The organism is Nocardioides sp. TRM66260-LWL (genome assembly GCF_020075545.1).
Lineage (GTDB): Bacteria > Actinomycetota > Actinomycetes > Propionibacteriales > Nocardioidaceae > Nocardioides.
The window spans coordinates 178954-193456 of record NZ_JAIQZK010000003.1; the positions used below are offsets into that span (position 1 = coordinate 178954).

13 protein-coding genes are annotated in these 14503 nt (G+C 74.4%); 10 read left to right on the forward strand and 3 right to left on the reverse strand.

Annotated elements, in window-relative coordinates; translation table 11 throughout:
* Positions 1 to 52 precede the first annotated feature (52 nt).
* From K8Z61_RS10140 to K8Z61_RS10180, 9 genes are all read left to right on the forward strand, one after another.
* Complete coding sequence (locus K8Z61_RS10140) at positions 53 to 688, forward strand: GNAT family N-acetyltransferase (protein WP_224129088.1); 636 nt, start codon at positions 53 to 55, stop codon at positions 686 to 688.
* 180 nt (positions 689 to 868) lie between these two features.
* A complete protein-coding gene (locus K8Z61_RS10145) occupies positions 869 to 1813 on the forward strand; it encodes a Rossmann-like and DUF2520 domain-containing protein (RefSeq protein WP_224129090.1) in 945 nt (314 codons plus the stop codon).
* The gene (gene panC, locus K8Z61_RS10150) at positions 1813 to 2754 is read left to right on the forward strand and encodes a pantoate--beta-alanine ligase (RefSeq protein ID WP_224129092.1); all 942 of its coding nucleotides are present in this window, start codon (positions 1813 to 1815) and stop codon (positions 2752 to 2754) included. The genes K8Z61_RS10145 and panC overlap by 1 nt, the downstream gene beginning before the upstream one ends.
* Positions 2754 to 3173 carry an aspartate 1-decarboxylase gene (gene panD / locus K8Z61_RS10155; RefSeq protein WP_224129094.1) on the forward strand — a complete coding sequence of 140 codons (420 nt, stop codon included), beginning with the start codon at positions 2754 to 2756 and terminating at the stop codon, positions 3171 to 3173. Before panC ends, panD begins: the two co-directional genes overlap by 1 nt.
* Positions 3174 to 3213: 40 nt before the next feature.
* Positions 3214 to 4923 (forward strand): L-aspartate oxidase, encoded by a 1710-nt coding sequence (locus K8Z61_RS10160; protein WP_224129096.1) that lies wholly within the window; start codon positions 3214 to 3216, stop codon positions 4921 to 4923.
* The gene (gene nadC, locus K8Z61_RS10165) at positions 4920 to 5825 is read left to right on the forward strand and encodes a carboxylating nicotinate-nucleotide diphosphorylase (protein WP_224129098.1); all 906 of its coding nucleotides are present in this window, start codon (positions 4920 to 4922) and stop codon (positions 5823 to 5825) included. Before K8Z61_RS10160 ends, nadC begins: the two co-directional genes overlap by 4 nt.
* Entirely contained in the window at positions 5825 to 6625 is an 801-nt protein-coding gene (locus tag K8Z61_RS10170; RefSeq protein ID WP_224129100.1) for a type III pantothenate kinase, read from the forward strand. The genes nadC and K8Z61_RS10170 overlap by 1 nt, the downstream gene beginning before the upstream one ends.
* 257 nt (positions 6626 to 6882) lie before the next feature.
* Positions 6883 to 7218 (forward strand): Lsr2 family protein, encoded by a 336-nt coding sequence (locus K8Z61_RS10175; protein WP_224129103.1) that lies wholly within the window; start codon positions 6883 to 6885, stop codon positions 7216 to 7218.
* Positions 7219 to 7382: 164 nt separating this feature from the next.
* Positions 7383 to 9890, forward strand: a complete 2508-nt coding sequence (locus K8Z61_RS10180) for an ATP-dependent Clp protease ATP-binding subunit (protein WP_224129105.1) — start codon at positions 7383 to 7385, stop codon at positions 9888 to 9890.
* Positions 9891 to 10069: 179 nt separating this feature from the next.
* Here the strand turns inward: K8Z61_RS10180 and K8Z61_RS10185 are convergent, their stop codons facing one another.
* A complete protein-coding gene (locus K8Z61_RS10185; protein ID WP_308116771.1) occupies positions 10070 to 10948 on the reverse strand; it encodes an A/G-specific adenine glycosylase in 879 nt (292 codons plus the stop codon).
* Between the two features lie 69 nt (positions 10949 to 11017).
* Here K8Z61_RS10185 and K8Z61_RS10190 point away from each other — a divergent pair, with 69 nt between their 5' ends.
* Positions 11018 to 11797: a hypothetical protein gene (locus K8Z61_RS10190; RefSeq protein ID WP_224129109.1), complete on the forward strand. Its 780-nt coding sequence runs from the start codon at positions 11018 to 11020 to the stop codon at positions 11795 to 11797.
* A 6-nt stretch (positions 11798 to 11803) separates the two neighbouring features.
* Here K8Z61_RS10190 and disA read toward each other — a convergent pair whose 3' ends face one another.
* Positions 11804 to 12889, reverse strand: a complete 1086-nt coding sequence (gene disA, locus K8Z61_RS10195; RefSeq protein ID WP_224129112.1) for a DNA integrity scanning diadenylate cyclase DisA — start codon at positions 12887 to 12889, stop codon at positions 11804 to 11806.
* Between the two features lie 37 nt (positions 12890 to 12926).
* Positions 12927 to 14384: a DNA repair protein RadA gene (gene radA, locus K8Z61_RS10200; protein WP_224129114.1), complete on the reverse strand. Its 1458-nt coding sequence runs from the start codon at positions 14382 to 14384 to the stop codon at positions 12927 to 12929.
* Between the last annotated feature and the right edge of the window lie 119 nt (positions 14385 to 14503).

Below are 14503 nucleotides of genomic sequence, written 5' to 3' on the forward strand. Positions count from 1 at the left end.
GCGGTCAGGGTCACGTTTCGATCCTCGCGCGATCGGGGCACGCTCGGAGGTCATGATCCCCGAGGAGTCCCGCTTCGAGAGCGACCCGTGCGCGGTGCTCGACGACGATCGTCCGACCGCCGGCCCGGCCCTGCCCGAGGGCTGGCGGCTCGACGTGCCCGACGTCGCCTCGGCGGACGACGTCGCGGCGCTCACCCGCCTGCTGCGCGACCACGAGCGGCACGGACGCGGCTGGGCCTCGGCGTCCGCCGCCGACGTCGAGGTCGAGATCGCCGGTCTGCGCACCCGCGAGAACCTCGTCGTGCGCGACGCGGAGGACCTCGTGCGGGCCTGGGGCAGCGTCCACGACCGGGCGTCGGGACGGATGCTCCTGGTGCACGTCGACGACGCGGCCGACGGCGACGCGCCCCTGCCCGTCGGTGCGCTGGTCGGGTCCGCCTCGGCCGGCTCGACCAGCACCTACGTCGCCTACGTCGGCGTCCGCGCCGCGGCCCGCGGACGCGGCGTCGCCCGGGGTCTGCTCACGACGGTCGTCGCCGACGCCGCGGCGCGCGGACGCGACAGCGTCGCGCTGGAGGTCGACGCCGACTCCACGACCGGCGCCGACGCCCTCTACCGCTCGCTGGGCTGGCGCACGTCCTACGCGACGTGGTCGTGGCACCGGCACGTCACGACCACCGACGCCTGACCCCCCGGTCGTCGCCGGGGTGCCGCCCGTCGGTGTGACGCAACGCACCGGAAGGGGCGATGTGGGGCGCGGCGCCGCGGCGTACCGTGGTCGCGCCCCAGGACCCTGGGGTCCACGTCCGGTACCCCACCCGGCCGATCCGCGGATCGGTGGTCGGAGGGACGGGAACGAGAGGCTCACATGACCCACCACCGGGTGGGCGTCGTCGGCGCGGGTCGCGTCGGTGCCGTCCTCGCCGCCGGCCTGCGTGCCGCCGGCCACGAGATTACCGCCGTCGCCGGCGAGTCCGCCGCGTCCCTCGCCCGCATCGAGGCGCTGCTGCCCGACGTCCCGCGCGAGCGGCCCAGCGCCGTCGCGCGCGGCTGCGACGTGCTGCTGCTCACCGTGCCCGACGACATGCTGGGCAACGTCGTGCGGGTGCTCGCGCAGGCGGGCGCGCTGCGCGAGCACCAGGTCGTGCTGCACACCTCGGGACGCCATGGCCTCGCCGTGCTGGAGCCGGCGCGCGCGGTCGGCGCCCGCGTCGGCGCGCTGCACCCGGCGATGACCTTCACGGGCACCGCCGTCGACCTCGAGCGACTCGGCGGCTGCGTCTTCGGCCTCACCGCCGACCCGCTCGAGATGCGCCTGCTCGAGGGGCTCGTCGCCGACCTCGGCGGACGGCCGATGCCGGTGGCCGAGGAGATGCGCACGCTGTACCACGCCGGGCTCGCGCACGGCGCCAACCACCTCGTGACGCTGGTGAGCGAGGCGCTGGAGATCCTCGCCGCGGCTGGGGCGGCCGACCCGGCCGGCACCCTGCGTCCGCTGCTCGGCGCCGCCCTCGACAACGCCCTCGCCAGCGGCGACGCCGCGCTCACCGGGCCGATCGTCCGCGGTGACGTCGAGACCGTGCGCGGCCACCTCGACGACCTGCTGCGCGAGGCGCCGCAGACCCTGCCGTCCTACGTGGCCATGGCCCGCGCGACCCTGGGACGGGCCGTCGGCGACGGTCGCCTCCTGCCCATCCGCGCCGCCCGGATCAGCGCGCTGCTCGACGCCGCACTCGGCGAGGAGCGGCCGGCCGAGCGCGCCGTGCGTGAGGCTCGCGCGGCCGAGCGCGCCGTCGGGGAGGGGCGCGCCTGATGGGCTCCCCGCTCCTGGTCTCGACCCGCGACGAGCTGGCCGAGCGCCTGGCCCCCGCGCGCCGCGAGGGGGCGCCGATCGGGCTGGTGCCCACGATGGGCGCCCTGCACGAGGGCCACGCCAGTCTGGTCCGCGAGGCGCGGCGGCAGGTCGGCGCGCACGGGCGCGTGGTGGTGTCGGTCTTCGTCAACCCGTTGCAGTTCGGGCCGGACGAGGACCTCGACCGCTACCCGCGCACCCTGCCCGACGACCTCGTCGTCTGCGAGCGGGAGGGCGCCGACCTCGTCTACGCCCCGGGCGTCGAGGACGTCTACCCCCTCGGCGTCCCGTGGACGTCCGACGCGCCCGCCGTGACCGTCGATCCCGGCCCGCTGGCCACGGTCCTCGAGGGCCGGAGCCGCCCCGGCCACTTCCGCGGGGTGCTCACCGTGGTGGCCAAGTTGCTCGGCCTCGTGGGCCCCGACGTGGCGGTCTTCGGCCAGAAGGACTACCAGCAGCTGGTGCTGATCCGCCGGATGGTGGCCGACCTGTGCCTGCCCGTGCGGATCGTCGGCGCCGAGACCGTGCGCGAGCCCGACGGCCTGGCCCTCTCCAGCCGCAACCGCTACCTCGACGCCGAGCAGCGGGCCGCCGCACTGGCGTTGAGCCGGGCGCTCCACGCCGCCGTCGAGGCCGCCCACGAGGGCCGCGGCCCCGCCATCGACGCCGCGCGCGCCGAGCTGCGGCGCGCCGACGGCGTCGACCTCGACTACCTGGAGCTCGCCGACCCCGACCTGGCGCCGCTGCCGGACCCCGCGGCGTCGCCCGACGCGGGTCGTCCGGCCCGCCTGCTGGTCGCCGCCCGCGTCGGCTCGACCCGCCTGATCGACAACCTGCCCCTGACCCTGGGACGTCCCGATGCCCAGGACGCCCAGCCCGCCCAGCCCGGAGGAGAGCGCTGATGCTCCGCACCATGATGAAGAGCAAGATCCACCGTGCGACGGTCACCCAGGCCGACCTGCACTACGTCGGATCCGTGACCGTCGACGAGGACCTCCTCGACGCCGCCGACCTGCTGCCCGGCGAGCTCGTCCACATCGTCGACATCACCAACGGCGCCCGGCTGGAGACCTACACGATCGCCGGCGAGCGCGGCTCGGGCGTGATCGGCATCAACGGCGCCGCCGCCCACCTGGTGCACCCCGGCGACCTGGTGATCCTCATCGGCTACGGCCAGATGACCACCGAGGAGGCCCGCTCGTACCAGCCGCACGTGGTGTTCGTCGACGAGCAGAACCGGGTGCTCCACGAGGGCGCCGACCCGGCCGAGGCCGTCCTGGGCTCCGGCCTGGTGCGCGGCGACCTCGTCACCGCCCGCTGAGCCGGCCGGACCGCCGCGAGCCCACCGCTAGCCTCGAGAGATGACCCGCACCCCGCTCCCCGGGCGCCTGCGCGCCCCGGAGCCCGGCTGGACGATCGCCGCCGACGTCGTCGTCGTGGGCTCCGGCATCGCCGGGCTCACCGCCGCCCTCCGGCTCAAGGACCGGCTCGGCGCGGGCGCACGCGTCCTGGTCGTCACGAAGGACCGGCTGGCGGCCGGCTCGACGCAGTGGGCGCAGGGCGGCATCGCCGCCGCCCTCGGGCCCGGCGACTCCCCGGCGGAGCACGAGCTCGACACCCTGGTCGCCGGCGCGGGCGCCTGCGACCCGGCGGCCGTCCGGGCGCTGGTGACGGAGGGGCCCGACGCCGTGCGCGAGCTGATCGCGCTTGGCGCGACCTTCGACCACGACCCCGACGGCGAGCTGTCGCTGACCCGCGAGGGCGGCCACCACCGCGACCGCATCGCGCACGCCGGCGGCGACGCCACGGGCGCGGAGATCCAGCGGGCGCTGATCGCGGCCGTCGGACGCGCGCCCGAGATCGAGATCGTCAAGCGCGCGCTCGCCCTCGACCTGCTGCTCGACGCCGACGGCGGCGTCGCCGGTCTGACGCTGCACGTGCTCGGCGAGGGCCAGCGCGACGGCGTCGGCGCGGTGCGGTGCCGGGCCGTCGTCCTGGCCAGCGGCGGGCTCGGCCAGGTGTTCAGCCAGACCACCAACCCGGCCGTCTCCACCGGCGACGGCATGGCGCTCGCGCTGCGCGCCGGCGCGACGCTGCGCGACCTGGAGTTCGTGCAGTTCCACCCCACCGTCATGTGGCTGGGTCCCGACTCCCACGGGCAGCAGCCGCTGATCTCCGAGGCCGTGCGCGGCGAGGGCGCGGTGCTGGTCGACGGCCCGCCCGAGGACGGCGGGCGGCGGTTCATGCAGGGCGTGCACGAGCTCGCCGACCTCGCCCCGCGCGACGTGGTCGCGAAGGCGATCATGCGGCGGATGATCGAGACCGGGCGACCGCACATGTGGCTCGACGCGCGCCATCTCGGCGCCGCCTTCTGGGAGCGGCGCTTCCCGACCATCCTCGCCACCGCCCGCTCGCACGGCGTCGACCCCGTCACCCAGCTCATCCCGGTGGCCCCGGCCTGCCACTACGCGTCCGGCGGCGTGCGCACCGACCTGTGGGGGCGCACCGACGTCCCGGGGCTGTACGCCACCGGCGAGGTGGCGTGCTCCGGGGTCCACGGCGCCAACCGGCTGGCGTCGAACTCGCTCCTCGAGGGCCTGGTCTTCTCGCGGCGGATCGCCGACGTGCTGCCCGACGAGCTGCGCCCCTGGGCGTCCGAGCCGCTGCCCGACGACCCGCGTCCGGCGGGCCTGGTGGCGGGCGGCGTGCGCGACGCGCTCCAGGCCACGATGAGCGCCCGGGTCGGCGTCCTGCGCAGTCGTGCCGGCCTCGACGCCGCCGCGACCGAGCTGGACGCGCTGGCGGGCGCGCCCGCCGAGGTCGTCGACGTGCACGCCTGGGAGGACGCCAACCTGCTCACGGTCGCGTCCGCGCTCACCGTCGCCGCGACCCTGCGCGAGGAGACCCGCGGCTCGCACTGGCGCGAGGACTTCCCCGAGCGCGACGACGCCGGGTTCGCCGGGCACGTCGACCTCGTCCTGCGCGACGGTGTGCCCGCGGCGGCGTTCTCGGCCGCACCGGCGTCGGACCGTCCCGCCGTCGCCGAGCCGGTCGTGGCGGGCGAGCGATGATCGCCCGCACGCCGCTCGCCGACCTGCCCGCGGCGCTGGTCGCCGAGCTGCGCGAGGCCGGCCTCGACCCCGAGGCGGTGCACGCCCACGTCGCCCTGGCCTTCGAGGAGGACCTGCCCGGAGGCGCCGACGACGCCACGAGCGCCGCGATGCCCGACATGGGCCGAGCGGTCGCCGACGTCGCGTCCCGGGAGACCGGCGTGGTCGCCGGGCTTGCGATCGCCGAGCTGGCCTTCCGCTACGTGCTCGGCGACGACGTGACGATCGCCCACCGCGCGCCCGACGGCTCGCGGGTCGCGCCGGGCAACGTCGTCCTGACCGTCGAGGGCCCGGTGCGGGGCGTGCTGACCGCCGAGCGCACCGCGCTGAACTTCGCCAGCCACCTCTCCGGCGTCGCGACCGCCACGGCGGCCTGGGTCGACGCCCTCGAGGGCACCCGGGCGCGGGTGCTCGACACCCGCAAGACCCTGCCGGGCTGGCGCGCGCTGCAGAAGTACGCCGTGCGCTGCGGCGGCGGGCTCAACCACCGCTTCTCGCTGGTCGACCGCGCGATGGTCAAGGACAACCACGTGGTCGCGGCCGGCGGCGTCGTCGAGGCCTACCGTCGCGTGCTCGCGGCGAGCCCCGGCCTGCGCGTCGAGGTCGAGGTGACGACGCTCGAGGAGCTCGACGCCGTGCTCGAGGCCGGCTGCACCGAGGTCCTGCTCGACAACATGGAGCCCGCCACGCTCGCCGAGGCCGTGCGGCGCACCGCGGGCCGGGCCTCGCTGGAGGCCTCGGGCGGCCTGACGCTCGAGCGCGCCCGGGTCGTCGCCGAGACCGGCGTCGACTTCATCTCGGTGGGCGCCCTGACCCACTCCGTGCGGGTCTTCGACCTCGGTCTGGACTTCCGGGAGCACTGATGGCCCTGCTCGCCGTCGACATCGGCAACAGCCACACCGTGCTCGGCCTGCTCGACGACGGGCAGGTGCGCGCGCAGTGGCGGGTGGCCACCGACGCGCGGCGCACCGCCGACGAGTGGGCCGTGCTGGTGCACGGGCTGCTGGTCGGCGACGCCGCGGGCGTCCCGGCGGTCGACGGCGTCGCGGTCTGCTCGACGGTGCCCTCGGTGCTGCACGAGTGGCGCGAGATGCTGCCACGGCACTTCGCCGACCTCGACGTCGTCGTGGTCGAGCCGGGCGTGCGCACCGGAGTGCCCGTGCTGGTCGACAACCCCCGCGAGGTCGGCGCCGACCGGATCGTCAACGCACTGGCGGCGGCGACGCTGATCGGCGGGCCGGCGATCGTCGTCGACTTCGGGGGCACCGCCACGACCTTCGACGTCGTCAACCCGGCCGGTCAGTACGTCGGCGGCGCGATCGCCCCGGGGCTGGAGGTCTCGATCGAGGCCCTGGACCGGCGCGGCGCGCAGCTGCGCAGCGTCGAGATCGTGCGTCCGCGCACCGTGATCGCCCGCAACACCGTCGAGGCCCTGCAGTCGGGTCTGGTGCTCGGGATGGCCAGCCTGGTCGAGGGCATGGTCGGACGCATCGTCGCCGAGCTCGCACTGGAGCCGGGCGTCGAGCCGGCCGTCGTCGCGACCGGGCACCTGGCGCCGCTGGTGATCGCGGAATGCGCGTGCTTCACCGATCACCGCCCCTGGCTCACCCTCGAGGGGCTGGCGCTGGTCTTCGCCAGGAACGCGCGCCGCCGCAATTCCTGAGAATCCTCTCAGGAAAGCCCGGTCGAGCGTTGCAGTGATCTGCATCGCAACATTTCTTCACTTTCGCGGCATGTCGGAATACGGGCCGCAGATGGCACCATGGGGACATTCCCCGGGATTCACGTGTCCGATCCCGAGTGCACTTCATGCGTTCGCGACGGACGTTCCCGAGGAATCGGTCGTCGCCCATTCCGGGCGCCGCCCGACGCAGATCCGGCACCGGACCCGCCGGATCCAGGAGAGGGATGGGAAACACCATGGCGCAGAAGATCCACATCGTGCTCGAGGACGACCTCGACGGCACCGAGGCCACCCAGACCGTCAGCTTCGGGCTCGACGGCACCAGCTACGAGATCGACCTCAACGACGAGCACGCGGCCGAGCTGCGCGAGGCGCTCGCCGGCTACGTCGGTCACGCCCGCAAGGTCGGCGGCGCCGCGCGCCGCAGCGGCGGCGGCGCCCGCAAGGCCGCCGCGTCCGGTGGCGCGACCCCCGGCGAGATCCGCGCCTGGGCCGCCGAGAACGGCTACGACGTGCCCGAGCGCGGGCGCATCTCCGCCGAGGTCCGCAGCGCCTACGAGGCCGCCCACTGACCTCGACCCGCACCGCCCCGGCGGCGTGTTCGCTCTCAGCGGATGCGCCGCCGGTGCTTTCCGGGAACGCGTAGGGTGGCAGCGGGGTTGGAAGCCTCGTACGGGACGTCGGGCGACGTCCCCACCACACACGAGTCGCCCCATCAGAACGAGGAGCGTGGCGCATGTTCGAGCGGTTCACCGACCGAGCCCGGCGAGTGGTCGTGCTGGCCCAGGAGGAGGCCCGCATGCTCTCCCACAACTACATCGGCACCGAGCACATCCTGCTCGGGCTGATCCACGAGGGGGAGGGCGTCGCGGCCAAGGCGCTGGAGTCCCTCGACATCTCCCTGGAGGCGGTGCGCGCGCAGGTCGAGGAGATCATCGGCCAGGGCCAGCAGGCCCCGTCCGGGCACATCCCCTTCACCCCGCGCGCCAAGAAGGTGCTCGAGCTGTCCCTGCGCGAGGCGCTGCAGCTCGGCCACTCCTACATCGGCACCGAGCACATCCTGCTCGGCCTCATCCGCGAGGGCGAGGGCGTCGCCGCCCAGGTGCTGCAGAAGCTCGGCGCCGACCTCAACCGCGTGCGCCAGCAGGTCATCCAGCTGCTCTCGGGCTTCCAGGGCAAGGAGTCGGCGCAGTCGGCCGCGGCCGCCACGGGCGCGTCGGGCGACGCCCCGTCGTCGTCGCTGGTGCTCGACCAGTTCGGCCGCAACCTCACCCAGGACGCCCGCGAGGGCAAGCTCGACCCGATCATCGGCCGCGCCCAGCAGATCGAGCGCGTCATGCAGGTGCTCAGCCGGCGCACCAAGAACAACCCGGTGCTCATCGGCGAGCCGGGCGTCGGCAAGACCTCGATCGTCGAGGGCCTGGCCCAGGACATCGTCAAGGGCAACGTGCCCGAGACGCTGAAGGACAAGCAGATCTACACCCTCGACCTCGGTGCGCTGGTGGCGGGCTCCCGCTACCGCGGCGACTTCGAGGAGCGCCTGAAGAAGGTGCTCAAGGAGATCCGCACCCGCGGCGACATCGTGCTGTTCATCGACGAGATCCACACCCTCGTCGGCGCCGGCGCGGCCGAGGGCGCGATCGACGCCGCCAGCATCCTCAAGCCGATGCTGGCCCGCGGCGAGCTGCAGACGATCGGCGCCACCACCCTCGACGAGTACCGCAAGTACCTCGAGAAGGACGCCGCGCTGGAGCGCCGATTCCAGCCGATCCAGGTGCCCGAGCCGTCGATCGCCGACACCATCGAGATGCTCAAGGGCATCCGCGACCGCTACGAGGCGCACCACCGCGTCACGATCACCGACGAGGCGCTCGTCTCGGCGGCGACCCTGGCCGACCGGTACATCTCCGACCGCTTCCTGCCCGACAAGGCGATCGACCTGATCGACGAGGCGGGCTCGCGCCTGCGCATCCGGCGCATGACCGCCCCGGCCGACCTGCGCGAGTACGACGACCAGATCGCCGAGGTGCGCCAGCGCAAGGAGGCCGCGATCGACGGCCAGGACTTCGAGGCCGCCGCGCGCCTGCGCGACGAGGAGAAGCAGCTCATCCTGAAGAAGGCCGAGCGCGAGAAGCAGTGGCGCGCCGGCGACATGGACGAGGTCGCGGAGGTCGACGAGGAGCTGATCGCCGAGGTGCTGGCGGTCGCCACCGGCATCCCGATCGTCAAGCTGAGCGAGGAGGAGTCCACCCGCCTGCTCAAGATGGAGGACGAGCTCCACAAGCGGGTCATCGGCCAGGACGAGGCCGTCAAGGCGCTCTCCCGGGCGATCCGCCGCACCCGTGCCGGCCTGAAGGACCCCAAGCGTCCCGGTGGCTCGTTCATCTTCGCCGGCCCCTCGGGCGTCGGAAAGACGTGGCTGTCGAAGACGCTGGCGGAGTTCCTCTTCGGCGACGAGGACGCGCTCATCCAGCTCGACATGTCGGAGTTCGGCGAGAAGCACACGGTCTCGCGGCTCTTCGGCTCGCCGCCGGGATACGTGGGCTACGAGGAGGGCGGCCAGCTCACCGAGAAGGTGCGCCGCAAGCCGTTCTCGGTCGTGCTCTTCGACGAGGTCGAGAAGGCCCACCCCGACATCTTCAACAGCCTGCTGCAGATCCTGGAGGAAGGTCGCCTGACCGACTCCCAGGGTCGGGTCGTGGACTTCAAGAACTGCGTCATCATCATGACCACGAACCTCGGCTCGCGCGACATCGGCAAGTCGGTGGGCCTGGGCTTCGGCGGCGGCGACCCGGCCGGGTCGTACGACCGGATGAAGCAGAAGGTCTCCGACGAGCTCAAGCAGCACTTCCGTCCGGAGTTCCTCAACCGCGTCGACGAGATCATCGTGTTCCCGCCGCTGTCGCAGGAGCAGATCATCTCGATGGTCGACAACATGATCGCCTCGGTCGAGGTGCGTTTGAAGGACCGCGACATGCAGCTCGAGCTCACCCAGGCGGCCAAGAACCTCCTGGCCGAGCGTGGCTTCGACCCCGTGCTGGGCGCGCGTCCGCTGCGTCGCACCGTGCAGCGCGAGATCGAGGACGTCCTGGCCGAGAAGATGCTCTACGGCGAGGTCGGCCCCGGCCAGATCGTGCTGGTCGACGTGGAGGGCACCGGTCCGTCCGCGACCTTCACCTTCGCCGGCCAGAAGGTCGCCGAGCTCCCCGACCTGCCTCCGCTGGAGACCGCCGAGGAGCAGTGACCTCCCGCTGATCCACCCCGACGCCCCGTGCTCGTCCGAGCGCGGGGCGTCGGTGCGTCCGGGGTCGGCCGGCGCGACAGGTTCGGCGGCTGACCGCTGAAGCTTCGGCGGCTGGCCGCCGAACCTGTCGGTGGGCGTTCGTAGGTTCGAACTCCCACCGACAGGTTCCGCACCTGAGGTCAGGGCAGCGCGTACGTCTCGGGTCCGGACCGGACGAGCAGGCCGTCGGCGAGCAGGCCCTCGAGGCAGCGCGTCCGCTGAGCGGCCTCGCCCCAGACGGCCTCCAGCGCGCTGACGTGCACGGGCCGATCGGCGTCGCGCACGACCGCGAGGAGTCGTCCGCGGCACTGCCGGTCGGTGCCGGCCCAGGCCTGGACGCGACGGGGCGGGCCGTCGTGGGCGGGACGGCCGGCGGCGACCCAGGCGCACTGTCCGACGATCGGGCAGGCGTCGCAGCGGGGGGAGGCGGCGGTGCACACCAGGGCGCCGAGCTCCATGACGGCCACGGCCCAGGTGGCGGCGGTCGGGGCGTCGTCGGGCAGCAGCGAGGCGGCGAGGTCGCGCTCGGCGCGCGTGACGGACGCGGGGGCGAGCTCCGTGCCGGAGACGGCCCGGGCGAGCACGCGTCGCACGTTCGTGTCGAGCACGACGTGACGCCGACCGTAGGCGAAGGACGCGATGGCGGCGGCGGTGTAGTCGCCGACGCCGGGCAGCGTGATCAGGTCGTCGTACGCGTCGGGCACCTCGCCGCCGTGGCGCTCGACGATCGCCGTGGCCGCGGCGTGCAGGCGCAGGGCGCGGCGGGGGTAGCCGAGACGCCCCCAGGCGCGCACCGCCTCGCCGGCGGGCTCGGCGGCCAGGGCGGCCGGCGTGGGCCAGCGCTCCAGCCAGGCCTCGTGCACGGGCAGCACGCGGGCGACGGGGGTCTGCTGCAGCATGAGCTCCGAGACCATCACCGACCACGCCGACGCCTCGGGCCGGCGCCAGGGCAGGTCGCGCTGGTGCGCGTCGTACCAGGCGAGCACCGGCTCGTGCAGGGGATGGCTCATCGCCGCCATTCTCGCGGGTCGGCGCCGGCCCCGGAGTGGCGCCCCCGCGATCGGCGTCGCGCTGACTACCGTGCCCGCATGACCACGCGCGGCCTCACCCGGGGACCCCTGCCGTCGTCGGTCTACTGGCGTCGGCGCGCGCTCGTCGGCGTGGTGGCCGCGCTGCTCGTCGTCGGCATCGCCCAGCTGCTCGGCGCCGGTGGCTCCGGCTCCGGCTCTGGACAGCCCGACGGCTCGGCCCAGCTGGTGGGCGCCCCGGCCTCGTCGTCCGCACCGGCCGGAACGTCCTCCCCGTCGCCGACCGCGCGACCGACCCGCGCGGCGCGTCCGCGGACGAGCCCGACGCCGCTCGCCGAGCCGACCGGCGTGTGCCGCGACCGCGACGTCAAGGTCGTGCCGACCGTCGAGCGCCCCGAGGCCGGGCGCGACGTCGTCATCACGCTGTCGCTGCGCACCGACACGACCCCGGCCTGCACCTGGAGCCCGTCGGCGCAGCACCTGACGGTGAAGATCAGCCGGGCGGCGGACGACGTGTGGTCGAGCCGGCAGTGCCCCGGTGCCCTGCCCGGCGGCGAGGTGACGGTGCGTCAGGCCGTGGCCACCCGGGTGCGGGTCGTGTGGAACGGCCGACTCTCCGACGACGAGTGCAGCCGGCTGACCGCCTGGGCGCTCCCGGCCACCTACCGGGTCGCCGCCGCGGCCTTCGCCGGCGAGCCCGCCACGGCGCGGTTCCAGCTCGGGACCCCGGGACCGGTCGTCGTCACGCGTACCGCCAGCCCGACGGCGACGCCCAGCGGCAGACCCAGCAGCAAGCCGAGCGGCAGGCCCAGCAAGCCGAGCAGCACCCCGGCCCGCTGACCGGGCTCAGACGTACCGCTCCAGGATGCTCGACTCGGCGAGCCGCGAGAGACCCTCGCGCACGCTGCGCGCGCGCAGCTCGCCGACGCCGTCGACGGCCTGGAGGTCGTCGATGCCCGCGGACAGCAGCTTCTGCAGGGTGCCGAAGTGGTCGACGAGTCGGTCGACGACCGCGCCCGGCAGGCGCGGCACCTTGGCCAGCAGGCGGTAGCCGCGGGGTGCGACGGCGCCGTCGAGGTGCTCGCCGTCGCCGAGGCCGAGCACCCGGGCCATCGAGCCGGGGTCGACCAGCTCGGTGGGGGAGAGCTCCCCGAGGCGGGCGATCAGCTGGTCGGGGCCCTTGGTGCGTCGTCCGGTGGGGAGGTAGTCGCGGATGACCAGCTCGCGCTCGGCGTCGACGCCGGAGATGAGCTCCTCGAGCTGCAGCGACAGCAGCCGGCCGTCCGTGCCGAGCTCGAGCACGTAGTCCTCGATCTCGCGGGCGATGCGGATGACCATCTCGAGGCGCTGGGCCACCACGGCGACGTCGCGCACCGTGACGAGGTCCTCGATCTCGAGCGCGGAGAGGGTGCTGGAGACCTCGTCGAGACGCTGCTTGTACCGCTCGAGGGTGGCGAGGGCCTGGTTGGCGCGGGAGAGGATCTGACCGGAGTCCTCGAGCACGTGCCGGGTGTCGCCCACGTAGGCGGCGATGATCTGCATCGACTGCGAGACCGAGATGACCGGGAAGCCGGTCTGCTTGGCGACGCGGTCGGCGGTGCGGTGCCGGGTGCCGGTCTCCTCGGTCGGGATGGTGTGGTCGGGCATCAGGTGCACCGCGGCCCGGATGATGCGGGTGAGGTCCTTGTCGACGATGATCGCGCCGTCCATCTTCGCCAGCTCGCGCAGGCCGGTGGCGGTGAACGGGACGTCGAGGTGGAAGCCGCCGGTGGAGATCGACTCGACGGTCTTGTCGTGCCCGACGACGATCAGCGCGCCGGTGCGTCCGCGGAGGATGCGCTCCAGCCCGTCGCGCAGGCTGGTGCCGGGTGCGATCGAGGCCAGCACCGCCCGGAGGCGGAGGTTCTCGTCGGAGCGTTCGGTGGCGGCCACGGGATCCCTCTTCCTGGCGCGGGCGTCTGGGGGAACTCTAGTGGTCGTCGGGCTGGCGGACCGGCCGCGGCCGCGGCGAGGCGTCGAGCGCGGTGAGCGCCTGGTGGATCGTGGAGACCTCGACGACGTGGGCGGGCACCGCCCCGAGCCGCAGGTCGCGCACGGCCTCGCGGGTGCCGGCCGGCACCAGGATGCGGCCGTGCCCGAGGCGCGCGGCCTCGGCGATGCGCTGGCCGGCCATCGTGACGCGACGGATGTCGCCGGACAGCGAGACCTCGCCGATCGCGGCGACGTCGAGCGGCAGCGGCTTGCCGGTGGCGGCGGAGGCGATGGCCAGGCAGATGGCGAGGTCGCTGGCGGGGTCGGAGGAGCGCATGCCGCCGACCGTGGCGGCGTAGACGTCCTTGTCGGCCAGCCGCAGGCCGGCGATGCGCTCGGTGACGGCGATCAGCATCGCCACCCGGGCGGAGTCGAGCCCGCTGACCCCGCGGCGGGGGTTCGGCGTGCCGCTGGGCGAGACCAGCGCCTGCATCTCGGCGAGCAGGGGACGCCGGCCCTCGACGGTGACGGTGATGCAGGTGCCGGCCACCGGCTCGTCGCGGACGCCCCGGAACAGGCTGGACGGATCGGGCACCTCGACCATGCCAGCGTCGGTCTGCTCGAAGCAGGCGACCTCGTCGGCGGGGCCGAAGCGGTTCTTGACCGCGCGGAGCAGGCGCAGCGGGGTCTGCCGGTCGCCGTCGAGGGAGAGCGTGGTGTCGACGACGTGCTCGAGCGCCCGCGGGCCCGCGACCGTGGACTCCTTGGTGACCTGGCCGACCAGGCACACCGCGATGCCGCGGGCCTTGGCGAGCCGGGTGAGCGTGGAGGCGACCTCCATGACCTGCGCGACGCCGCCGGCCCGTCCCTCGACGTCGGCCGAGGCGACGGTCTGCACGGAGTCGAGGATCATCAGCGCGACGTCGGGCCCGAGCGCGTCGAGGTGGCCGATGGCCTGGGCGAGGTCGTTGCCGTCGGCGAGGTAGACCTGCTCGTGGGTGGCGCCGATGCGCCGGGCCCGGGTGGCGATCTGGTGCACCGACTCCTCGCCGGAGACGTAGAGCACCGGACGCCCGGTGGCGCGGGCGACCGCGTCGGCGGTGGTGAGCAGCAGCGTCGACTTGCCGGCGCCCGGCTCGCCCGACAGGAGCAGCACCTGGCCGGTGACCAGCCCGCCGCCGAGCACGCGGTCGAACTCAGCCAGTCCCGTGCCCACCCGCGGCCCGACCTCGGCCTCGGAGATGTCGGTGAGCCGGCGGGCCGGACGCGCCGGCGTGGTGCCGGCGCCGGAGGCGCGCAGGCCGACGGCGGCGGTGGCGGCCGGGGCCGCCTCGGCGAGGGTGCCGAACTCGGCGCACTTGGGGCAGCGGCCGTACCAGGTGCCGAACTCCGCGCCGCAGCCGCCGCAGACGAAGCTCTTGCGCGGGCGGGCGCGGGACGAGGCGGACGGGCTCACGCGGCTCACCGTAGACGAGCGCGCCGACAGTGCCGGACGGACGCCTGCCGACCGCGGGGCTCGGGCGGGACTATCCTTCGACTGGAACGATCCAAGCCGGACGGGCACGACCAGAGGAG